The following is a 24,834-nucleotide window of genomic DNA, read 5'->3' as shown; positions in this document are numbered from 1 at the left end:
ACAGACTAAGTGAGATTTTACATCTATTTTAGCAAAGAATCTTTCTAAATAAGAATTTATAACGTTATAGTTAATTGTTTTTCTATCATTTTTAATCTATTCAAGCTAAAAACACATTAAATAGTTTTTAAGAAATCATTAATTCAAAAAAAGAAAAAAATAATTTGATAATTCAACAATTATTATAACTTTGCAATACAAAGTACTTTTAATAAAAAATAACTTTATATGAAAACAACCGAAATAAATGATTTTTTGAATAACAAGATTGGTGTAAAAATTAGTTGCATAATTACACTAATCAGCACAACAATACTGATCCTGTCATTAATAGGAGGCAGATACGATTATGAAAACTTCGAAAAGTTTGCCTTTATCAACCTGATCATACAGCTTCCTTATGGCGCCATTCTCACATTAAAAGTGTTCCGCAAAAGAGAAAAGTACCTGCATCTTCTGCCTTTTTTATTTCTTAATTGGTTTATAGGGTGTTTTTCGGCCAATTTTTTTATCAATATTTTCGAAAATCTGCCAATTTGGGTGTATTGCACTACTTTCTTATTTTGTTTCTCCAACTTTATAATTTACAATGATGTAAAAAACGAGCGCATCAATATTGTTTCTTATTTTATAAATGGATGTTCTTGTTTGTTGATTCTTTATTATGCCGTTTTTCTAATTCCAATAAGCGTCATTTCAGTAATCGGAATTATTGTAATAGGGATAGGTTTTTATGGTTTGGTACCAGGAATTGTACTTATAGTTCATACGCTTATCCTTTATAATAAAATTATGGAAGGCAAAAAAAATGTATATGCATTTCTTTCCGGTATCGGACTGGTTTTGACTTCTGTGATTCTCTTTACCGTTTTTTTGAATATTGAAAGCAAAAAAATAAACAAATTTGGTATCACAAAGACATTCGAACAAAATAATGAACTGCCGTCGTATATTGTAATTTCCCAAAATTTAAAACCCAATTTCCTGAATGAAATTCTACTTAAAAAAGGTATTGTATATATTAATACTGATAATTTCTTTGAATTTAGAGGCCTGGATGGATTTGGAAATAAGAAACAATATAATGAACGAAAAATCCATGATCCTTTTTTAAATATAGCTTATCATTTTTCTGAGGACATTGATTTGAGTGATGATGATAAAATAAATATCCTGCAATCTAATTTTGATAAAAGACTTGAAACCGAAGAACAATTGTGGAGCGGTGAAGATCTTATAACCAAAAACATCAAAGAAGACATAAAAATTTATCCAAACGACAGATTGGCTTATACCGAAATTACAATGGATGTTGCCTGTAATGAAAACAGCTGGAGACAAAACGAAGCTATTTATTCTTTTCAGCTTCCCGAAGGATCTGTTGCAACATCGCTGTCATTATGGGTTAATGGAATTGAACGAAAAGGCGTTTTGACTACAAAAGAAAAAGCAAAAAAAGCATACGTCCAAGTTGTCGGTGTTGAGGCGCGTGACCCGTCGCTGTTGCAATGGAAAGAAGGAAACAGAGTAACGGTACGCATTTTTCCTGTTACAAATGAATTACCAAGAACTTTTAAATGCGGTTTTACAACGCCTCTTACAGTAACAAATGGTAAAATAAACTATCAAAGTCTTAGTATAAAAGGACCAAATATTAATAACGCTTCTACTGTATCGAGAATTCAGGTCAGCGGAAACACCGAATTTAACGCGACAAAAGATTTTGATTTTGTAAACAACTATTATATCAACAATTCTAAAGGTTTGGACGAATGGAAAGCTCAATTTCCTTTGACTAACAAACCTGTCAATAGTGCATTTATCTGGAAGAATAAAAGCTACGAAATCAAGCCAATCATTAAAGAAAAAATTGTTTTTACCCCAAGCGACATTATTTTAGATTTAAATAATAATTGGAAATTAAGCGAACTTGAAGAAATCTTAAACCTTCAAAACAAAAAGTTTTTTGTTGTCATTAACAATATAAAACAAGAAATCAATAATTCTAATTACGAAAATATATTTTCTCAATTTAATGAATTGAATTATTCCCTGCTTCCATTATATGATTTAGAGAAAAACAGTTTGATCATAACCAAATGTGGTACATTTTCGTCCAACTTTGAAGAATTGGAATCTTCTGATTATTTGAAAAAATTAAAAAAAGGAACAAAAGAAAAGAACCTAAAGGTTATCAATATTTCTGATGAAATAAATCCTTTTTGGCAGACTGTAAAAGAACAGAAATATGTTGATTATTTTAAAACTGATATAGAGAACTGCGTAAAACTTGTTCAGCAAAATAACTTTATAAAATTTAAAACAACAGAAAACAGTATTAATGTAGAACCTGCCGGCATTTCTATTTATGAAAATCCTGTGGCGCAGAAAGCAACAGGAAAAGGTTCTAATCATTTATACAGAATGTTTTGTTTCGGAAAAGTTTTAAACGATCAAGTCGAAATTCAAAATGATACACTAGCACAAAATAAATATGTTGATCTTGCAAAAGACGCCAATATTGTAACTCCGATTTCATCTCTTATCGTTTTAGAAACGGATGAAGATTACGCTAAAAACGGAATTGAGAAAAACATCAATACTTTAGGAAATGCCTCTATTAACAATGACGGCGCGGTTCCTGAACCACACGAATGGGCAATGCTCCTTATTGGTTTATCGGTGATTTTGTTCTACTACAGAAAACAAAAATTAGCTAATTAATGAAAAAACTTATTTCAGAGAATAAAATAATCCTTGCCGTTTTTGCAGTTTTAATACTTCTTGCAATAAACGGTAAGACATTATTTTCTGTACTAAACACAGATTTCATTGGGATAATAGTTTCTTGTTCCCTTTTTGTTATTGGAGGAAGAAAAACAAACTATAAAATAAATTATTTTCTTTTTATTTCTATTCTAATTTTAGAATTTGTCACTTATAGACTGCACACAAAATCAGTTCATTTTCTGGCTATAATTATACTGTTGTGTTTGGTATTTCATCATTTTACTGCAAAATTCTCTTTTATTGCTTTTATCTGCATCATTTTATTTTCGACACTTTTTAGTTCTTTTTTTACACACTTAACAGCAGAAATAAAACAAGGTCTTTGTTACGTTGTTTATCTTACGATGAAAAATTTTATAACAATAGACAAAATAGAAGGCGTTAATTTTTTCATCAACAATTCTAAGATAACAATAGACACTGCATGCATGGGATTGTCTATGTTTAAAACCGGATTATTATCTGGTGCCATATTAATGACTTTAGAAGAAAGAAAACAGAAACAGTATTACGGAATTTTTCAAATACTGCAATTCTGCTTTTTGATTATTGTACTCAATGTTGTGTCAAATTATTTTAGAATTATAACATTGGTTATTTTTAATTGTACACAAGAAAACGCCTTACATCATTGCATCGGCTTGATTTGCTTTACAGTTTATCAAATCATTCCAATGTTATTGCTTGTAAAGTACATAAAACCAAAATTCGTAAATAATGATTCAATCAACATTAAATCAAAAACAAATATCTTAATTCTATCATTTGTGATTCTTTTTGCAGTCAGCATAAAAATTATAAACGAGAAGAATAACGGATTTCGTCAAGATCTAAACTCAAAATTTGGCTCCATAAAAGGCGTTTGGGTAAACGATGAAGTTTTTAAAATTGAAGACAATAATAAGTTAACTTATATTAAAACTCCTGCGCACAATCCATTAATATGCTGGACAGGCAATGGTTATACAATTATCGAATCAAAAAAAATCATTATCAATAATGAAGAAATATGGTTGAATAAAATGGAGAAAAACGGTCAAAATTACAACTCGTACTGGTGGTATCAATGTGGAGATAAAAAATACACTTCAATGATCGAGGTTATGCTTATAAAATTAATCTACAATCAACCTATCTTTCTGATAAACGAAACCACAAAATAAATGAAACTAAAAAACCCAAAACAGTAAATACTGTTTTGGGTTTTATTTATTTCTAATAAAGAACTACATCAGCTTCTGAATAATGATTTCTTCTGTAATTCCTTCTGCATCGGCTTTATAATTTTTGATGATTCTGTGTCTCAAGATTCCGGTCGCAACTGCTTTTACATCTTCTATATCCGGCGAAAATTTACCATTAAAAGCGGCATGTGCTTTTGCCGCTAAAATTAAATTTTGAGAGGCTCTTGGTCCTGCTCCCCAATCCAGATAATTTTTAACAAAATCATTTGCCAAAGCATTGTCTGGTCTTGTTTTACTTACCAAAGTTACAGCGTATTCAATAACATTATCAGCCACAGGAATTCTGCGGATTAGATGTTGGAAATCTATAATTTCCTGTGCTGTAAACAAAGGGTTTATTTTTGTTTTTGCATCAGAAGTGGTGCGTTTTACAACCTGTACTTCTTCTTCAAAAGTTGGATATTCTAATTTTATTGCAAACATAAAACGATCCAACTGTGCTTCTGGCAACGGATATGTTCCTTCTTGCTCAATCGGGTTTTGAGTTGCTAATACAAAATACGGAAGATCTAATTTATAATTTTGTCCTGCAATAGTTACAGAACGTTCCTGCATTGCTTCAAGAAGCGCAGCTTGCGTTTTTGGCGGTGTTCTGTTAATCTCATCCGCAAGAATGATATTAGAAAAAATTGGCCCTTTTATAAATTTGAATTGTCTGTTTTCGTCCAAAATTTCACTTCCTAAAATATCAGAAGGCATTAAATCCGGTGTAAACTGAATTCTTTTAAAATCTAATCCCAAAGCTTGAGATAAAGTATTTATCATTAAGGTTTTTGCCAGACCGGGAACACCAATTAAAAGTGCGTGTCCTCCAGAAAAAATACAAAGTAAAATTTGATCTACAACGGCGTCCTGCCCTACAATGATTTTTGCTATCTCGGTTTTTAATTCGTTTCTTTTTTGAACTAAATTGTGAATTGCTGTTACGTCAGACATTTATGAATGTATTTTAAATTAAAAAGAGTTAGTTGTATGAAATCATAAAACTAACTCTTTTCTTTATTTAATAAAAATTATTTTTTCAACCAGTTATTAGCAAAAGTACAATCTCTGTATTCTCCAATAATTTTGATGTAAGTATCTTTTATTTTAGCATCAAACCATTTTGCAATTGCATTGATTTGTTTTTCTTTTAATGCTAATTCTTTAATCTTAGTATAATCTTTAGCGTAATCTGCTGTATGCTCGTCAATTCTATTAGTAACAGTAATTAACTTGTATGTTTTTTTACCTTTATCATCTGTATTTAAAAGCGGCTGAGAAACTTCGTCATCTTTTAAATTAGAAACCTGACTGTATAATGTCGGATCCATTTTTGTCAATTCAAAACGAGTGTCCTGAGTATTCGGATTTACCAAAGTACCTCCGTTTGCTCTTGTTTCTTTTTCATCAGATTCTGTTCTTGCAGCATCAGCAAAAGTTACTTCTTTGCTTACTATTTTATTTCTAACATTTGTAATTCTTTCTTTTGCTTCTTTCAAAGCATCTTCAGAAACTGTTGGAGAGATTAATATATGACGTAATTCAACTTCCTGTCCTTTTATCTTGTCAACCATAATAATATGGTATCCAAAAGTGGTTTCAAACGGAGCTGAAATTTCACCTTCCTGCAAACTAAAAGCTACATCTTTAAATTCCTTTACAAAAGGAGTTTTTCTTGTCATTTTATAATAACCACCATTTGGAGCCGATCCTGGATCCTGCGAATACAAAACTGCTTTTGTAGCAAAACTAGAACCTTCTAAAACGTCTTTTCTAATAGCGTTTAATCTGTCAATTACTTTTTGTTTGTCATCTTTAGAAACTTTAGGTTCAACCACAATTTGTGCTACTTCCATTTCTGCACCAAAAGTCGGCAATTCATCTTTTGGAATCTTTTTAAAGAAATTTCGAACCTCTTCTGGAGTAATTTCAACATCTTTTACAATTTTATCTCTCATTTCTGAAGATAATTTTTGCTCTTTCAAGATGTCAGCAAAATAAGTTTTAAACTCTTCTACAGAACTTTTCTTATAGTATTCTACAACTTTATTGATGTCTCCAACTTGTTGAATCATATAATTCAAACGATCGTCCATCATGCTTCTTACTTCGGCATCACTAACGATAATACTATCCTGAATGGCCTGATGCGCATATAATTTATCTTCTAAAAGTTTACCAAGCATTTGGCATCTTGTAATATCTTTTACAGAACCTCCCTGACTTGCAATCTCCAAATATCCTTTATCAATATCAGAATCTAAAACAATATAATCTCCAACAGTAGCAATAATACCATCAATCTTCTGTCTACCTGTTTTTGGAGCTTCAACTGGTTTCTCAGCTACAGCATCTTTGATAACTTCCTGAGCGGAAATAATTGAGTTGAAAAAAAGTAAAAAACATATTGTTAAGACTAGCTTGTAATCAATTGTTTTTAGCTGTAATTTTTTTAATAACATTATTTTAAATTTAATTTGAATGTAAAGATCTTGCTTTAGAATTTCCTCTTAAACTAAAATTAATTCAATCTGCATTTTTTAGAAATTGTTCTTAAAACACTAAATAATTAAGTTCTAGTTCATTTTAACTTATAACGAACAAAAATAACAATTCAATTACATAATACAACTATCAGCTATACTATTAACAAAAAATTATAGGATAGTTTTTAAACACAATAAATAAAGTCGTCTTTTCGGATATCATCTTTTCTAAAATTTCAAAAACCAATTAAAAATTAACCTTGTATATCATTAATTTATAACTACTTATAAAGAGCGTTTTCTTTTCTAAAATTAAAAGTTTTCAACACTACAACGTTTTCGTGATATAAATATTTTCTTATAAATAACAACTAGTCAAAAAAAACATACTTTAGATAAATAATTATCATTTTTAAGGTGTTAAAATTATGAATTAATTGATTTTAAAACCATTTAAGCAGATAATTAAACTTATCTAACCTTTAACCAAATCACTACTATGAAAAAATCTAATCTACAGATTTATTTTATGACTGCGTTTACAGTATTCCTATACTCGTGTTCGCAAAATGAAACAGAACAAGTAAACACAAAAGCTGAGAGTGAGCAATTTAAGATCATCAATGTAACACATGATGGCAAACCATTCAGTACCGGAGATGTTAAATCATCTTCAACAGGAAAATATGTCGACAATCCTGGTGGCGGCGTTATGATGCAGGCATTTTATTGGGATGTTCCTGCTGGCGGGACTTGGTGGGATGTTGTAAATGGCAAAGTAACTGCGTGGTCTAATGCCGGAATTGGCTCGATATGGCTTCCTCCTGCTTCTAAGGCGCAAAACGGAGCTTTCTCAATGGGATATGATCCTACAGATTATTTTGATTTTGGAGATTACAACCAAAACGGAACTACAGAAACACGATTTGGATCAAAAACAGAATTGGTCAGCTTGATCACAAAAGCACACACAGAAAACATGAAAGTTTATGCTGACATAGTTATCAATCATAATAGCGGTGGCCAATCTGAAGCGAATCCTTTTACGGGAACAAATACGTGGACAAATTTTACCGGAATAGCTTCTGGAAAATTCAAAAGAACTTATAATGATTTCTATAAAAATAGCTTCGGTAATAATGACGAAGGTTCGTTTGGTGGATTTCCGGACTTATGCCACGCTGCACCAAACGTGCAGGATTGGCTTTGGCTTAGAGCTGACGGAGTTGGTAAATATTACAAAAACACCATGAAGTTTGACGGCTGGAGATTTGACTATGTAAAAGGTTTTGCTCCATGGGTGGTTCATGATTGGAATGCAAATGTTGGCGGATTTTCTGTTGGAGAATATTGGGATGCAAATGTAAATACATTAGAATGGTGGGCAAATAATGCGAATAGTTCTGTTTTTGATTTTGCTTGTTATTATAAAATGAATGATGCTTTTGATGGAAATAATTTAGCATTGTTAAATGATGATATGATGTGGAAACGAAATCCGTACAAAGCAGTAACTTTTGTAACCAATCATGATACAGACGAAATTTCAAATAAATTATTGGCGTACTCCTATATATTAACCCACGAAGGTTATCCAACAATTTTCTATAGAGATTATGAAGAATGGCTTGATAAAAACAAGTTGAATAATTTAATCTGGATTCATAACAACAAAGCAACTGGAACAACTTCGATTTTATATTCTGATAATGACGAATATGTTGCCAGAAGAAACGGATATAACGGAAATCCTGGATTGGTAGTTTACATTAATAATTCTACAACCTGGCAGGAAAGATGGATTCAGACCAATTGGGCTAATACTCAAATCAAAGATTTTACAGGAAACTCAACTTGGTATCCAACTACACAAGGAGACCAATGGGTAAAAATACAATGTCCTCCAAAAGGATATTCAGTTTGGTCAATTAATCAGTAATTTCAAAAATGACTATTCTTAAGGCTGTTCTTTTGAGCAGCCTTTTTGTTTTACACCTATTATGTAGTAGATTGAGTTTAATTTAAGAACTGAATATTTTTATTAAGCCGTAATTAATAGTACTTTTGCAAACCTATTTATACAAAATATGAGCTTTTTAAAAGAAATTGAACGTAGAAGAACGTTTGGAATTATATCGCATCCTGATGCCGGAAAAACAACATTAACAGAAAAATTATTGTTGTTTGGAGGAGCTATTCAAGAGGCTGGTGCTGTAAAAAACAATAAAATTAAAAAAGGAGCAACGAGTGATTTCATGGAAATCGAACGCCAAAGAGGTATTTCGGTTTCGACTTCTGTACTTGCTTTTAATTATAAAGACATAAAAATCAATATTCTTGATACTCCCGGACACAAGGATTTTGCAGAAGATACTTTTAGAACTTTAACTGCTGTTGATAGTGTTATTGTTGTAATTGACGTTGCAAAAGGGGTTGAGGAACAAACTGAAAAGTTGGTTGCAGTTTGTAGAATGAGAAACATTCCGATGATTGTTTTCATCAACAAATTAGACCGTGAAGGTAAGGATGCTTTTGATTTGATGGATGAAGTAGAGCAAAAACTTGGTTTAAAAGTTACACCATTAAGTTTTCCTATCGGAATGGGCTATGATTTTCAGGGAATTTACAATCTTTGGGAAGAAAATATCAATATTTTTAGCGGAGACTCTCGTAAAAACATCGAAGAAACGATCGCTTTTTCTGACGTTCAGAACAATCCTGAACTGGATAAAATTGTAGGACAAAAAGCTGCTGATAAACTTAGAGAAGAATTAGAATTAATTGATGAAGTTTATCCAAAATTTGATCGTCAGGATTATTTAGATGGAAAAATTCAGCCGGTGTTTTTTGGTTCGGCTTTGAATAATTTTGGAGTTCGTGAACTTTTAGATTGCTTCATAAAAATTGCGCCTTCTCCAAGAGCAAAGGATTCTGAAACTCGTTTAGTTGATCCAAAAGAAGAAAAAATGAGTGGATTTGTTTTTAAAATCCACGCTAATATGGATCCTAAACATAGAGACCGTTTGGCTTTTATCAAAATTGTTTCTGGAACATTCGAAAGAAACAAACCTTATTTCCACGTTCGCCAAAAGAAAAACCTAAAATTCTCAAGTCCGAATGCCTTTTTTGCAGAGAAGAAAGAGATTGTAGATATTTCTTATCCAGGTGATATTGTTGGTTTACACGATACAGGAAATTTTAAAATTGGAGATACTTTAACGGAAGGTGAAATAATGAGTTTTAAAGGAATTCCGAGTTTCTCTCCAGAACACTTTAGATACATTAATAATGCTGACCCTATGAAAGCAAAACAGCTTGATAAAGGTGTTGACCAGTTAATGGATGAAGGTGTTGCGCAGTTGTTTACTTTAGAAATGAACAATCGTAAAGTAATTGGTACCGTTGGAGCGCTTCAATATGAGGTAATTCAATATCGTTTGGAGCACGAATATGGCGCAAAATGTACTTACGAAAACTTTCCCGTACATAAAGCTTGCTGGGTAAAACCTGATGATGCTAAAAATGAAGAATTCAAAGAATTTAAACGTATCAAGCAAAAATTCTTAGCTCATGATAAATACGGTCAATTGGTATTTTTAGCCGATTCTGATTTTACAATTCACATGACGCAAACAAAATATCCAAGTGTGAAATTATATTTTACTTCAGAGTTTGATTAATATATTTAAGTAAAACTACAAAAAAGGCTGTCTAAAATTTAGACAGCCTTTTTTGCGTTTAGATATTCATTCATTCTAGCTTTTAGAAGATTTCTTATCCTCTACATAATTAATTCCTAATCCGCCTAGCATCATAACTTCTACTTTAGACAAATCTGATTCATCAATAATTATATTTTGAGTTAATATATTTCCCTTAATGTTATTTACATCAAAAGGTATTGTTTTTGAAAAGATATTATATTCACTTTTAATCGTGACTTCAAAAGTTTTGCTGTTTTTTAAAATCTCAACCGGAATTGAAAAATCTCCAGTTTTAGAATTTACTTTTACCTCATTTTGAGAGCCATTAACGGAAAGAGTTAGATTGGGATAATCCTTTTTACTGAGTGGTTTATTTGTTTTAACTTCTAGCAACCTGCCTTTTATTGTTACTGAAATACTCTGATTGTATGCAACTTTACCAATAATATGACGCTGAATTGGTTGGTTTATTTCAGTTTTAACTGGTGTCTTTTCTTGTCCCGCAACATTTGACGCGATTAAAATTGAGGCCGCAACTGCTGCATATTTTAAATTACCAAATTTTGAAACTTCATTATATTGAAATTCTTCTTCAAGCTGAGTAGCTTTTAACCTAGCACAAATATTTTTGTCTTTATTTTTTGAAATAAACGTAGCTACTTCTGAATTTGTTTTTCTACTTAAATCAATTACATTTTTTGCACAAGAATTACAAAATGAACCATTTGCATTAGGAATCATTTTATCAAAATTTTCAGAACAAGGGCTTGCTATTTCTAAAGTGAATGTCTTTTTCATACTATACTAATTTAAGTTAAAATCCTTCAAAATGATTCTTACTTATATAGAGTATCTTTTTTATAAAAAGGTTGGGAACAAACTCAAAATTATTTTTATTTTACAATCAACTACTATTGATCAAAATAATAGGTACAAAAAAAGCGCTAATTTTCATTAGCGCTTTTTCTAAAATTTGAATTAAATCAACCTTACTAAGTAGTCATTATATTCTAAAAATTAATTCTTTTTCATAATTGCTGTGCCAAAGTAAAAAAATCACGTTGACAAAAGAAATATAGTCGACGAAATGAATTAAAATCAGACAAACTACACTTTTATAAATGCTCTGTATAATAAAAAAGCCTCTTTTAAAAAAAGAGGCTTTAATAATTTATGCTTGTCCTGCTGGACCAAAATTAAGTGGTATTGGAGCTTGTTCAGTGTCTTTGATCTCGCCGTGGGCTGCTTCAAAACGATGAATATTTTCACCAATTGCTTTTAATAATCTTTTAGCATGTTGTGGTGTCAAGACAATTCTTGACTTTACCTTGGCTTTAGGAATACCGGGCATAATGCTCACAAAATCTAAAACAAATTCTGATGATGAGTGATTAATAATCGCAAGATTAGAATAAATTCCTTCTGCAATAGTTTCGTCTAACTCAATATTAATTTGCTCTTGTTGTTTCGGATTACTCATAGTTTCCTAATTAATAAATATATTCTTCTTTATTAGCCATCATTTCGTTGTAATCGTCTTTAGATCCTACGATAGTGTTATCGTATTCTCTCATACCAGTTCCTGCAGGAATTCTGTGTCCAACAATTACATTTTCTTTTAATCCTTCTAGATCATCTACTTTACCAGCTACTGCAGCTTCGTTAAGTACTTTCGTTGTCTCCTGGAATGAAGCCGCAGAAATGAATGATTTAGTTTGTAACGAAGCTCTTGTAATACCTTGAAGAACTGGCGTTGCAGTTGCAGTAATTACGTCTCTTGCTACAACAAGATTTTTATCATTTCGTTTCAATAATGAATTTTCATCACGCAATTCACGAGGTGTAATAATCTGACCTGGTTTTAATACAGCAGAATTTCCAGCGTCTTCAACTACTTTCATGCCATATAATTTATCATTCTGAACGATAAAGTCTTTAGTGTGAATTAATTGATCTTCTAAGAATAATGTATCTCCTGGATCTTGAACTCTTACTTTACGCATCATTTGACGAATAACTACCTCAAAGTGCTTGTCATTAATTTTCACCCCTTGTAAACGGTAAACCTCTTGAATTTCATTTACCAAGTACTGTTGAACAGCAGCTGGTCCTTGAATTCTTAAGATATCATCTGGTGTAATTGCACCGTCAGACAATGGTACTCCCGCTCTTACGAAGTCATTTTCTTGTACTAAGATTTGGCTAGAAAGTTTAACTAAATACTTTTTAATCTCACCAAATTTAGATTCGATAACGATCTCACGGTTACCTCTTTTGATTTTACCGAAAGATACAACACCATCAATTTCAGATACAACTGCTGGGTTAGAAGGGTTACGAGCCTCAAGAAGCTCAGTAATTCTTGGTAAACCTCCCGTGATATCGCCTGCTTTAGAAGAACGACGTGGAATTTTTACTAATACTTTACCTGCTTTAATTTTCTCACCATTCTCAACCATTAAGTGTGCACCTACTGGTAAGTTGTACGAACGAATCAATTCACCTTCTTTACCGTAAACCAATAAAGTTGGGATTAATTTTTTATTTCTAGCTTCAGAAATTACTTTCTCCTGGAAACCTGTCTGCTCATCAATTTCAACCATGAATGATTGTCCTTGTTCTAAATCTTCGTAAGCAATTTTACCAGTAAATTCAGAAACAATTACACCATTATATGGATCCCATTTACAAATTACAGTTCCTTTTGCTACGCTGTCTCCATCATTAACAAAAATACTAGAACCATAAGGAATGTTATGTGTATTTAAAACGATTCCAGTTTTCTCATCAACTAATTTTAATTCAGTTGAACGTGATACTACGATATCAACCGCATTACCTTCGCTGTCTTCACCTTTTACAGTTTTTAAATCTTCAATCTCAAGTCTACCGTTAAATCTTGTAATGATACTAGATTCTTCAGAAATACCTCCTGCAACCCCTCCAACGTGGAACGTACGAAGTGTTAACTGTGTACCTGGCTCACCAATAGACTGAGCAGCAATAACTCCGACAGCTTCACCTCTTTGTGTCATTTTACCAGTAGCTAAGTTTCTACCGTAACATTTAGCACAAATACCTTTTGTAGCTTCACAAGTTAATGGAGATCTAACCTCTACTTTTTCAATTGGAGAAGCTTCAATAGTTCTCATAATTGCTTCAGTAATTTGTTGACCAGATTGAACCATTACTTCGTTAGTAAGAGGATTAATTACGTCTTGTAAAGCAACACGTCCTAAAATTCTCTCTCCTAATGACTCAACGATTTCCTCATTTTTCTTCAATGCAGATACTTCAACACCTCTAAGAGTTCCACAATCTTCGATGTTAACAATAACATCTTGAGAAACGTCATGAAGTCTTCTTGTCAAGTAACCAGCATCGGCCGTTTTAAGAGCCGTATCCGCAAGACCTTTACGAGCACCGTGAGTAGAAATGAAGTACTCAAGGATCGATAGACCTTCCTTAAAGTTAGAAAGAATCGGGTTTTCAATAATCTCACCACCACCGGCAGTAGATTTTTTAGGCTTAGCCATCAAACCACGCATACCTGTTAACTGACGAATCTGCTCCTTAGAACCCCTCGCTCCAGAGTCAAGCATCATATATACAGAGTTGAAACCTTGTTGGTCTTCTCTAATATTTTTCATTGCTAACTCAGTAAGCTGTGCATTCGCAGAAGTCCATACGTCAATAACTTGGTTGTAACGCTCGTTATTAGTGATAAGACCCATATTATAGTTGGTTGAGATACCTTCAACTTGCTCTCTGGCATCTGCAATCAATTTAGTTTTTTGTTCCGGAATTCTAATATCACCAAGAGAGAATGATAAACCTCCTCTAAATGCGAATTTATAACCCATATCTTTCATATTATCCAAGAAAGCAGCCGTTGTAGGCACATCAGTCACACTTAAAATGTGTCCGATAATATCTCTAAGGTTTTTCTTAGTCAATACGTCATTAATATATCCAGCTGCTTCTGGTACTACTTCGTTAAATAATACACGTCCTGCAGTTGTTTGGATAATTTTGTACACTAATTCTCCAGCGTCATTAAAATCTTTTGCTCTAATTTTCACACGAGCATTCAATTCTAATCTTCCTTCGTTTAATGCAATATTTACTTCTTCAGCAGAATAGAAAGTCAAATCCTGACCTAAAATAATGTGGTCTTCTGTAGAAATACGCTCTTTGGTCATATAATATAGACCCAAGACCATATCCTGAGAAGGTACAGTAATTGGAGCACCATTTGCAGGGTTCAAGATATTATGAGAAGCCAACATTAATAATTGAGCCTCTAAAATAGCTTCTGGTCCTAATGGTAAGTGAACCGCCATCTGGTCACCATCAAAATCGGCGTTGAATGCCGTACATACTAATGGGTGTAACTGGATTGCTTTTCCTTCAATTAATTTAGGTTGGAATGCCTGAATACCAAGTCTGTGCAAAGTAGGAGCACGGTTAAGTAATACTGGGTGACCTTTAATTACATTTTCAAGGATATCCCAAACTACAGGCTCTTTTTTGTCAATGATTTTCTTAGCAGATTTTACTGTTTTCACAATACCTCTTTCTATCAATTTACGGATAACGAAAGGTTTGTATAATTCAGATGCCATATCTTTTGGCAATCCGCATTCGAATAATTTTAACTCAGGACCAACAACAATTACCGAACGAGCAGAATAATCCACACGTTTTCCAAGTAAGTTTTGACGGAAACGTCCTTGCTTACCTTTTAAGGAATCAGATAATGATTTTAATGGTCTGTTTGATTCTGTTTTAACAGCAGAAGCTTTACGAGTGTTATCAAATAATGAATCTACAGATTCTTGTAACATACGTTTTTCGTTTCTTAAGATAACTTCTGGAGCTTTAATCTCCATTAATCTTTTCAAACGGTTGTTACGGATGATTACACGACGGTATAAGTCATTTAAATCTGAAGTTGCAAAACGACCTCCATCAAGCGGCACAAGCGGACGTAATTCTGGTGGAATAACTGGAACCACTTTCATAATCATCCATTCTGGACGGTTTTCGCGGTTTAAGTTAGACTCACGGAAAGACTCAACAACTTGTAATCTTTTTAAAGCTTCAGTTTTACGTTGTTTAGATGTTTCGTTGTTAGCACTGTGTCTTAGTTGGTAAGACAACTCATCTAAGTCAATACGAGCTAATAAATCCATAATACACTCTGCTCCCATTTTGGCAACAAATTTATTAGGATCCATATCATCTAAATATTGGTTTTCTTGCGGAAGAGTATCTAAAATATTCAAATATTCTTCTTCAGTTAAGAAATCTAATCTTTGTAATGATTCTCCATCTGCATTTTTAGCAATACCAGCTTGAATAACTACGTATCTTTCGTAGTAAATGATCATATCTAATTTCTTAGATGGAAGACCAAGGATATAACCAATTTTATTTGGAAGAGAACGGAAATACCAGATATGAGCAATTGGTACAACAAGGTTGATGTGTCCTACTCTATCACGACGTACTTTTTTCTCCGTAACTTCAACACCACAACGGTCACAGATAATACCTTTGTAACGAATTCTTTTATATTTACCACAAGCACACTCAAAATCCTTAACAGGTCCGAAGATTCTTTCGCAGAAAAGTCCGTCACGTTCTGGCTTGTGCGTTCTGTAGTTGATTGTTTCCGGCTTTAAAACCTCTCCTCTTGATTCTTTCAAGATAGATTCTGGTGAAGCCAATCCGATAGAGATTTTGTTAAATCTTTTTACTGGATTTTTATCTTTATTATTGTTTCTATTATTCATCATAGTTTTTACTATTGATTTATTTGCAATTAAAAAATTGATTTGAGATTTATAATCTACTCTTTAAAAAGAAAAGAGTTAATCATTCAGCTACTACCTCGGGTTACTTCTCTAAACCTCAAAATGAATTTGAAGTGCTAATTATATAAAGCATATAAAAAATCGGAACGGGTTACGGGTATAAATCCTTAAAAACTTTAATTTATTAAACAGTTTAAGTCCCAGCTTCAGCGATAAGCTGAAACTGAGACTGTAACTGCAAACTTTTTTTATTCTTCTAAACGAATGTCAAGTCCAAGACCTTTCAATTCGTGCATCAATACATTGAATGATTCAGGTAAACCTGGTTCTGGCATAGATTCTCCCTTAACGATAGCTTCGTAAGTTTTAGCTCTACCAATAACGTCATCAGATTTAACAGTCAAGATTTCACGAAGAGTACTTGATGCTCCATAAGCCTCAAGTGCCCAAACCTCCATCTCTCCAAAACGCTGACCTCCAAATTGCGCTTTACCTCCAAGAGGTTGTTGCGTAATCAATGAGTATGGTCCGATAGAACGTGCGTGCATCTTATCATCAACCATGTGTCCTAATTTAAGCATGTAAATTACACCCACAGTCGCTGCTTGATGGAAACGCTCTCCAGTACCACCATCATAAAGGTGAGTATGTCCGAAACGTGGTACTCCAGCTTCATCAGTCAAAGCATTGATTTGGTCTAAAGAAGCACCGTCAAAAATTGGAGTAGCAAATTTTCTACCCAAGTTCATACCAGCCCATCCAAGAACAGTTTCATAAATCTGACCAATGTTCATACGTGAAGGTACCCCAAGTGGATTCAATACGATATCTACTGGTGTTCCGTCTTCAAGGAAAGGCATATCTTCATGACGAACGATTCTTGCAACAATACCTTTGTTACCGTGACGTCCTGCCATTTTATCCCCTACTTTCAGTTTACGTTTTTTAGCGATGTAAATTTTCGCTAATTTCAAGATTCCAGATGGTAATTCATCACCAACTGTAATAGTGAATTTTTCTCTTCTTAAAGATCCTTGTAAGTCGTTTAGCTTAATTTTATAGTTATGAATCAAATCATTAACCATTTTATTAGTAGCATCATCAGCAACCCATTGACCTTTGCTTAAGTGAGCAAAATCTTCTACTGCGTAAAGCATTTTTTGAGTATATTTTTTACCTTTTGGTAAAACTTCTTCACCCAAATCATTCATTACACCTTGAGATGTTTTTCCGTTAACGATCAGGAATAATTTTTCAACCAATCTGTCTTTTAATTCAACAAATTTAGTTTCAAATTCCATTTCAAGAGCTCCTAAAGCATCTTTATCCTGAGTACGTTTACGTTTATCTTTTACGGCTCTTGCAAATAATTTTTTGTCAAGAACTACACCATGTAAAGAAGGAGAAGCTTTTAATGAAGCATCTTTTACATCACCTGCTTTATCCCCGAAGATTGCACGAAGCAATTTCTCTTCCGGAGTAGGATCTGATTCTCCTTTTGGAGTAATTTTTCCGATCAAAATGTCGCCAGGTTTAACCTCTGCTCCAATTCTGATCATACCGTTTTCATCTAAATCTTTAGTAGCTTCTTCAGAAACGTTAGGAATATCGTTTGTTAATTCTTCGTTTCCTAACTTAGTATCTCTAACCTCTAATGAATAATCATCAACGTGGATAGAAGTAAAAATATCATCACGAACTACTTTTTCAGAAATTACAATCGCATCCTCAAAGTTATACCCTTTCCATGGCATGAACGCAACTTTTAAGTTTCTACCTAAAGCTAATTCACCATTTTGAGTAGCATATCCTTCTGATAATACTTGTCCAAGAACCACTCTGTCACCTTTTCTTACGATTGGTTTCAAGTTGATACTTGTACCTTGATTGGTTTTTCTAAATTTAATTAAGTTGTAAGTTTTCTCATCAGCATCAAAACTAACCATTCTTTCATCTTCAGTACGGTCGTATTTAATAGTAATGATATTAGCATCTACATACTCTACAGTTCCATCTCCTTCAGCATTAATCAATACTCTAGAATCTGAAGCTACTTGACGCTCTAAACCTGTACCAACAATCGGAGCTTCAGGACGAATCAAAGGAACCGCCTGACGCATCATGTTAGATCCCATCAACGCACGGTTCGCATCATCATGTTCCAAGAAAGGAATCAACGAAGCAGAAATCGAAGCGATCTGGTTAGGAGCAACGTCTGTATAATGTACTACATTTGGCTCAACAACCGGGAAGTCACCTTCTTCACGAGCAATAACATTGCTAGCTGTAATTTTACCAGAAGCATCCATTTCAATGTTTGCCTGAGCAATCATTTTACCTTCTTCTTCTTCAGCACTTAAATATACAGGAGTACTTTCTAAATCAACTACACCATCTGTAACTTTACGGTAAGGAGTTTCGATGAAACCCATTCCGTTAACTTTTGCATAAACACCAAGAGATGAAATCAAACCAATGTTTGGTCCCTCTGGAGTTTCAATCGGACATAAACGACCATAGTGTGTATAGTGAACGTCACGAACCTCGAAACCAGCTCTCTCTCTCGAAAGTCCACCTGGTCCAAGTGCAGAAAGTCTTCTTTTGTGTGTAATCTCAGCTAATGGATTCGTTTGATCCATAAATTGAGACAACTGGTTAGTTCCAAAGAAAGAGTTGATAACCGATGATAATGTTTTAGCATTAATCAAATCGATTGGTGTAAACACCTCGTTATCTCTAACGTTCATTCTCTCACGAATAGTTCTAGCCATACGTGCTAAACCTACACCGAATTGTTGAGACAATTGTTCTCCAACTGTTCTAACACGACGGTTAGATAAGTGATCAATATCATCAATCTCTGCTTTAGAGTTGATCAATTCGATCAAATATTTTACAATGGTAATGATATCTTCTTTGGTAAGCACTTGCTTTTCCATTGGGATATCTAAGCCAAGTTTCTTGTTCATTCTGTAACGACCTACTTCACCTAAGTTGTAACGTTGGTCAGAGAAGAACAATTTATCTATAATACCACGAGCAGTTTCCTCATCAGGCGGTTCAGCGTTACGCAACTGACGGTAAATGTGCTCTACAGCTTCTTTTTCAGAGTTTGTTGGATCTTTTTGTAATGTATTGTGGATAATAGCATAATCTGCCTGATTGTTATCCTCTTTGTGCAACAAAATAGATTTAACGTTAGAATCGATAATCTCTTCAACATTATCTTTGTCGATAATAGTATCACGATCAAGGATGATTTCGTTACGTTCGATAGAAACTACTTCTCCAGTATCCTCATCAACGAAATCCTCATGCCATGTATTCAATACACGTGCAGCAAGTCTTCTTCCAATATATTTTTTGATACCCGTTTTAGAAACTTTAATTTCTTCAGCAAGGTCGAAAATTTCAAGGATATCCTTATCTCTTTCGAATCCGATTGCACGGAATAAAGTTGTTACAGGTAATTTTTTCTTTCTATCAATATACGCGTACATAACGCTGTTGATATCTGTAGAAAATTCTATCCAAGATCCTTTAAAAGGAATTACTCTTGCAGAATAAAGTTTAGTTCCGTTTGCGTGGAATGATTGTCCAAAGAAAACCCCTGGAGAACGGTGTAATTGAGATACTACAACACGCTCGGCACCATTGATTACAAAAGTACCACTTGGAGTCATGTAAGGAATTGTTCCAAGATAAACATCTTGTACAATTGTTTCAAAATCTTCGTGTTCTGGATCTGTACAGTATAGTTTTAACCTGGCTTTTAAAGGCACACTATAAGTAAGACCTCTCTCTATACATTCTTGAATTGTATAACGTGGTGGGTCAACAAAATAATCTAGGAATTCCAATACAAAGTTATTTCTTGTATCTGTAATTGGGAAATTTTCCATGAAGGTGTTGTATAACCCTTCGTTGCCTCTTTCGTCAGATTTCGTTTCCAATTGGAAGAAATCTTTAAAAGATTTTACCTGTACATCTAGAAAATCCGGATAGTCAGGAATATTTTTTGTAGAGGCAAAATTCAATCTTTCAGTCTGATTTGTTATCATCAATGAACAAAATTTTGATTAAAAAAAAGTAATTTTTTGTGTAAAAACACACTGCGTAGTTTATACTTTCTTTTTTAAAACCAATACATCTTTAAAAATAAACTAAAATTCAGTTCAATTTTTTTTCTTCGTATTGATCAAAAACTTTTTCGTATTTTAAACTAATTTGATAATAAAATTTAATGTATTTTATTATACGAAAAATGGTTTAGGCCTTTGAGTGTTAACTCAGGACCTAAACCTAGTTCTTAAAACCGAGTTGAATTATTTTAATTCAACTACAGCTCCAGCTTCTTCTAATGATTTTTTAAGACCTTCAGCCTCTTCTTTAGAAACACCTTCTTTAACGTTACTTGGAGCACCGTCAACTACATCTTTAGCTTCTTTAAGACCTAAACCTGTAAGTTCTTTTACTAATTTCACAACTGCTAATTTAGAAGCACCAGCTTCTTTTAATACAACTGTAAATTCAGTTTGTGCTTCTTCAGCAGCACCTTCTCCACCACCAGCAGCAACTACTACAGCTGCAGCAGCAGGCTCGATACCATACTCATCTTTTAATATTGTTGCTAATTCGTTAACTTCTTTAACTGTTAGGTTAACTAATTGTTCTGCGAATTGTTTCAAATCTGCCATTTTTTCTATCGTTTAAAATGATTTGTAAAATTATAATTTATTTGTGTGTGCGAATTTAATAACACAAAAGACATTGTCTTTGTATTATGCTTCTTCTGACTCTTCGCCAGCGAATTTGTTTTGAAGAGCAGAAATAATTCTTTGAGCTGGAGATTGTAATAATCCAATAAGTTCTCCAAGAAGTTCTTCTTTAGATTTAATAGTTGCTAATGCATCTAATTGATTATCTCCAATATACACTTCAGAATTGATGTAAGCTCCTTTTAAAACTGGTTTATCAGATTTCTTACGGAAATCTTTGATAATTTTTCCAGGTGCATTTGCAACATCAGAAATGAAAATAGCACTGTTACCTGATAAAACTGTAGGTAAATCACCATAATCATTAGAAGAAGCTTCCATTGCTTTTGCAAGCAAAGTGTTCTTTACAACTTCTAATTTGATACCTGCTTTAAAACAAGCTCTACGTAAGTTTGAAGTTGTTTCTGCGTTTAAACCAGAAATATCAGATACATAAATGATATTTGTACCAGCTAACTGCGCAGTTAAATTTTCAATCGCGATTGATTTTTCTTCTCTAGTCATACTAAAAATTTTTAACTACCAATTATACTGCTTTTGGGTCTAATGCAATAGCAGGACTCATAGTGCTTGTAAGGTGGATACCTTTGATGTATGTACCTTTAGCAGCAGTTGGTTTAAGTTTTATTAATGTTTGAATAATTTCGTGTGCGTTGTCAACAATTTGCTCAGCTCCAAAAGAAACTTTACCAATTCCTGCGTGAACGATACCAGTTTTATCAACTTTAAAGTCAATTTTACCAGCTTTAACCTCTGCAACAGCTTTTGCAACATCCATAGTTACAGTACCTGTTTTAGGGTTTGGCATTAAACCTCTAGGTCCTAAAATACGACCTAATGGACCTAATTTACCCATAACAGCTGGCATAGTGATGATAACATCAACATCTGTCCAACCATCTTTAATTTTTTGTAAGTAATCATCAAGACCAACATAATCAGCCCCAGCTTCTTTAGCTTCCGCTTCTTTATCTGGAGTAACCAATGCTAATACTTTAACGTCTTTACCTGTTCCGTGAGGTAATGTAACCACACCTCTAACCATTTGATTCGCTTTTCTTGGATCTACACCCAAACGAACTGCGATATCAACAGACTCATCAAATTTTGCAGAAGCAACAACTTTCAATAATGCCGCAGCATCTTTTAGAGAGTATAATTTGTTCTTTTCAATTTTTGAAGCAGCCTCTTTTTGCTTTTTTGTTAATTTTGCCATGTCTTTTTCTTAATTAAAAAGGAGCGTCTCCTGATACAGTTATACCCATAGATCTAGCTGTTCCAGCAACCATACTCATTGCTTTTTCTACTGTAAAAGCATTTAAGTCTGGCATTTTGTCTTCAGCAATTGCTCTAATTTGTTCCCAAGTAACACTAGCTACTTTTTTACGATTAGGCTCACCAGAACCAGATTTTAGCTTTGCAGCTTCCATTAACTGAACTGCTGCTGGAGGAGTCTTAACAACAAAATCGAATGATTTGTCTTTGTACACAGTGATTTGCACTGGACAAATTTTGCCAGGTTTATCTTGAGTTCTAGCATTAAATTGCTTACAGAACTCCATGATGTTTACCCCAGCAGCTCCTAAAGCAGGTCCAACCGGTGGCGACGGATTCGCAGCACCTCCCTTAACTTGTAGTTTAACTACCTTACTAATTTCTTTAGCCATTTTTAAAAAATTTTACACTGTAATCAATGGAAGCGATTACAATGGTTATTATATATGTAACAAAAAATTATACTTTTTCAACTTGCATAAAACTTAATTCTAATGGAGTTTTTCTTCCGAAAATCTTAACCATTACTTCAAGTTTACGCTTTTCTTCATTGATTTTTTCAACAGTACCGTTAAATCCATTAAATGGACCATCGATTACTTTTACAGTTTCTCCTAAGTTAAACGGAATAGCACGAGTGTCTGTATTTACAGCTAGCTCATCTACTTTTCCTAACATACGATTAACTTCAGAAAGTCTTAATGGAACAGGTTCTCCGCCTTTAATTTCTCCTAAAAAACCAATTACACTAGTGATAGATTTAATAATATGAGGTATCTCACCAACTAAATTGGCTTCGATCATAACATATCCAGGGAAATAAACTTTATCCTTAGACATTTTTTTTCCTTCTTTTACAGTAACCACTTTTTCAGTAGGTACCAAAACTTGGGAAACATAATCACCCATACCTAATCTGGCAATCTCAGTTTCGATATAAGCTTTGACTTTATTTTCTTGTCCGCTTACAGCTCTAACCACATACCATTTCTTCACATTATTATCTGCCATGACAAAAAAAATTTACGCTTTTAACCAGTTAAAAAATCCAGCTAAAGCTTTTGCAAAAAATTCGTCTACTCCCCATGTTGCCAAAGCAAATAGAATCGAAAATACAGCTACAACAATTGTCAATTTTTGAACTTCAGCCCAAGCTGGCCAAGTAACATTTGACTTTAACTCTTCGAAAGCCTCTGATAAATAATTCGTAACTTTTGTCATTTGATGATTTTTTTATTGCACGGGCGGAGGGATTCGAACCCCCATCAACGGTTTTGGAGACCGCTATTCTACCCTTGAACTACGCCCGTAATTAAAAGCCAGTCATTTCAATTAAGAAATTCAACTGGCTTTTTATAATTATTTATAGGATTATCCTACGATTTCAGTAACCTGACCTGCACCTACTGTTCTACCACCTTCACGGATAGCGAAACGTAAACCTACGCTCATTGCGATTGGGCTTAACAAAGCAACATTAATAGTCAAGTTGTCTCCTGGCATTACCATCTCTACTCCTTCTGGTAAAGTAATAACTCCTGTAACGTCAGTTGTACGTACGTAGAACTGTGGACGGTAGTTATTATGGAATGGAGTATGACGTCCACCTTCTTCTTTTTTCAAGATATAAACCTCTGCTTTGAAAGTAGCGTGTGGTTTTACTGATCCTGGCTTAATGATAACCATTCCTCTTTTGATAGATTCTTTATCAATACCTCTTAACAATAAACCTACGTTATCTCCAGCTTCTCCTCTATCAAGGATTTTACGGAACATCTCAACTCCTGTAATAGTAGAAGTTAATTTATCAGCTCCCATACCAATGATTTCAACTGGATCTCCTGTATTAGCAATACCTGTTTCGATACGACCTGTAGCAACAGTTCCACGACCTGTAATTGTAAACACGTCCTCAACTGGCATCAAGAATGGTTTAGCAACGTCACGTACTGGCTCTTCGATCCAAGCATCAACAGCTTCCATTAATTCAATAATTTTAGGAACCCAAGCAGGATCATTATTCAATCCTCCTAAAGCAGAACCTTGAACAACAGGACCATTATCTCCATCATATTCGTAGAAAGATAATAAATCTCTAATTTCCATTTCAACAAGCTCTAACAATTCAGCATCATCAACCATATCCACTTTGTTCATGAAAACAACGATTCTTGGAATACCAACTTGACGACCTAAAAGGATGTGCTCACGAGTTTGTGGCATTGGACCATCTGTAGCAGCAACTACTAAGATAGCTCCGTCCATTTGAGCAGCACCAGTAACCATGTTCTTTACGTAATCCGCGTGACCTGGACAGTCAACGTGAGCGTAGTGACGGTTAGCTGTTTCATACTCTACGTGTGACGTATTAATAGTAATACCTCTTTCTTTCTCCTCTGGAGCGTTATCGATTTGATCAAACGATTTTGCTTGACAGTAACCAGCATCAGACAATACTTTTGTAATTGCTGCAGTTAATGTAGTTTTTCCGTGATCCACGTGTCCAATTGTACCTATGTTTAAGTGCGGTTTGGAACGATTAAAATTCTCCTTTGCCATTTTACTTAATTTTTAATCTTAGTTATATATTAATTTTCAATTTCCTACTTACTTGAGCCAACTACGGGAATTGAACCCGTGACCTCTTCCTTACCAAGGAAGCACTCTACCCCTGAGCTAAGTCGGCAGAGAGTTTTGATTTTAGATTTTTGAATTTCGATTCAGATTTTTTTAAATCTAAAATCTACAATCCAAAA

17 protein-coding genes and 2 tRNA genes are annotated in these 24,834 nt (G+C 33.6%); 4 read left to right on the top strand and 15 right to left on the bottom strand.

Annotation, left to right across the window (positions count from 1 at the left end; all coding sequences use genetic code 11):
* Positions 1-228 precede the first annotated feature (228 nt).
* Positions 229-2,724, top strand: coding sequence for an XrtN system VIT domain-containing protein (locus EV144_RS23615; RefSeq protein WP_134151598.1), 2,496 nt, complete (start codon positions 229-231; stop codon positions 2,722-2,724).
* Positions 2,724-3,953: an exosortase N gene (gene xrtN, locus EV144_RS23610; protein ID WP_134151597.1), complete on the top strand. Its 1,230-nt coding sequence runs from the start codon at positions 2,724-2,726 to the stop codon at positions 3,951-3,953. The genes EV144_RS23615 and xrtN overlap by 1 nt, the downstream gene beginning before the upstream one ends.
* A gap of 63 nt (positions 3,954-4,016) precedes the next feature.
* Here xrtN and EV144_RS23605 read toward each other — a convergent pair whose 3' ends face one another.
* Positions 4,017-4,970 carry an AAA family ATPase gene (locus EV144_RS23605; RefSeq protein ID WP_134151596.1) on the bottom strand — a complete coding sequence of 318 codons (954 nt, stop codon included), beginning with the start codon at positions 4,968-4,970 and terminating at the stop codon, positions 4,017-4,019.
* A gap of 77 nt (positions 4,971-5,047) precedes the next feature.
* Positions 5,048-6,478 carry a peptidylprolyl isomerase gene (locus EV144_RS23600; protein ID WP_134151595.1) on the bottom strand — a complete coding sequence of 477 codons (1,431 nt, stop codon included), beginning with the start codon at positions 6,476-6,478 and terminating at the stop codon, positions 5,048-5,050.
* Positions 6,479-7,001: 523 nt separating this feature from the next.
* Here EV144_RS23600 and EV144_RS23595 point away from each other — a divergent pair.
* Together EV144_RS23595 and EV144_RS23590 are read left to right on the top strand one after the other, a co-directional pair.
* Positions 7,002-8,441, top strand: coding sequence for an alpha-amylase (locus tag EV144_RS23595; RefSeq protein WP_134151594.1), 1,440 nt, complete (start codon positions 7,002-7,004; stop codon positions 8,439-8,441).
* A gap of 148 nt (positions 8,442-8,589) precedes the next feature.
* Positions 8,590-10,182 (top strand): peptide chain release factor 3, encoded by a 1,593-nt coding sequence (locus EV144_RS23590; RefSeq protein WP_134151593.1) that lies wholly within the window; start codon positions 8,590-8,592, stop codon positions 10,180-10,182.
* Between the two features lie 75 nt (positions 10,183-10,257).
* Here the strand turns inward: EV144_RS23590 and EV144_RS23585 are convergent, their stop codons facing one another.
* From EV144_RS23585 to EV144_RS23525, 13 genes are all read right to left on the bottom strand, one after another.
* Positions 10,258-11,004, bottom strand: coding sequence for a hypothetical protein (locus EV144_RS23585; protein ID WP_134151592.1), 747 nt, complete (start codon positions 11,002-11,004; stop codon positions 10,258-10,260).
* A gap of 373 nt (positions 11,005-11,377) precedes the next feature.
* Positions 11,378-11,686: a DUF3467 domain-containing protein gene (locus EV144_RS23580; RefSeq protein ID WP_134151591.1), complete on the bottom strand. Its 309-nt coding sequence runs from the start codon at positions 11,684-11,686 to the stop codon at positions 11,378-11,380.
* A 10-nt stretch (positions 11,687-11,696) separates the two neighbouring features.
* Positions 11,697-16,007 carry a DNA-directed RNA polymerase subunit beta' gene (rpoC, locus tag EV144_RS23575; protein WP_134151590.1) on the bottom strand — a complete coding sequence of 1,437 codons (4,311 nt, stop codon included), beginning with the start codon at positions 16,005-16,007 and terminating at the stop codon, positions 11,697-11,699.
* Between the two features lie 266 nt (positions 16,008-16,273).
* Complete coding sequence (rpoB, locus tag EV144_RS23570; RefSeq protein WP_134151589.1) at positions 16,274-20,086, bottom strand: DNA-directed RNA polymerase subunit beta; 3,813 nt, start codon at positions 20,084-20,086, stop codon at positions 16,274-16,276.
* Between the two features lie 264 nt (positions 20,087-20,350).
* Positions 20,351-20,722, bottom strand: a complete 372-nt coding sequence (gene rplL / locus EV144_RS23565; protein WP_007807437.1) for a 50S ribosomal protein L7/L12 — start codon at positions 20,720-20,722, stop codon at positions 20,351-20,353.
* 84 nt (positions 20,723-20,806) lie between these two features.
* The gene (rplJ, locus tag EV144_RS23560; RefSeq protein ID WP_134151588.1) at positions 20,807-21,307 is read right to left on the bottom strand and encodes a 50S ribosomal protein L10; all 501 of its coding nucleotides are present in this window, start codon (positions 21,305-21,307) and stop codon (positions 20,807-20,809) included.
* 22 nt (positions 21,308-21,329) lie between these two features.
* Positions 21,330-22,019, bottom strand: a complete 690-nt coding sequence (gene rplA / locus EV144_RS23555; protein WP_017496725.1) for a 50S ribosomal protein L1 — start codon at positions 22,017-22,019, stop codon at positions 21,330-21,332.
* Positions 22,020-22,032: 13 nt separating this feature from the next.
* Positions 22,033-22,470, bottom strand: coding sequence for a 50S ribosomal protein L11 (rplK, locus tag EV144_RS23550; RefSeq protein WP_026713295.1), 438 nt, complete (start codon positions 22,468-22,470; stop codon positions 22,033-22,035).
* Positions 22,471-22,537: 67 nt separating this feature from the next.
* Positions 22,538-23,089: a transcription termination/antitermination protein NusG gene (nusG, locus tag EV144_RS23545; RefSeq protein ID WP_029273444.1), complete on the bottom strand. Its 552-nt coding sequence runs from the start codon at positions 23,087-23,089 to the stop codon at positions 22,538-22,540.
* A 12-nt stretch (positions 23,090-23,101) separates the two neighbouring features.
* The gene (gene secE, locus EV144_RS23540) at positions 23,102-23,299 is read right to left on the bottom strand and encodes a preprotein translocase subunit SecE (RefSeq protein ID WP_035684955.1); all 198 of its coding nucleotides are present in this window, start codon (positions 23,297-23,299) and stop codon (positions 23,102-23,104) included.
* Positions 23,300-23,317: 18 nt separating this feature from the next.
* Positions 23,318-23,388 (bottom strand) — tRNA-Trp (locus EV144_RS23535).
* Positions 23,389-23,449: 61 nt separating this feature from the next.
* Positions 23,450-24,637 carry an elongation factor Tu gene (tuf, locus tag EV144_RS23530; RefSeq protein ID WP_031456758.1) on the bottom strand — a complete coding sequence of 396 codons (1,188 nt, stop codon included), beginning with the start codon at positions 24,635-24,637 and terminating at the stop codon, positions 23,450-23,452.
* A 55-nt stretch (positions 24,638-24,692) separates the two neighbouring features.
* Positions 24,693-24,764 (bottom strand) — tRNA-Thr (locus tag EV144_RS23525).
* Positions 24,765-24,834 lie beyond the last annotated feature (70 nt).

This window comes from Flavobacterium sp. 270 (genome assembly GCF_004368785.1).
Classification (GTDB): domain Bacteria; phylum Bacteroidota; class Bacteroidia; order Flavobacteriales; family Flavobacteriaceae; genus Flavobacterium.
Note: the sequence above shows the minus strand (reverse complement) of the source record. Positions and strands in the feature narration are given on the sequence as shown.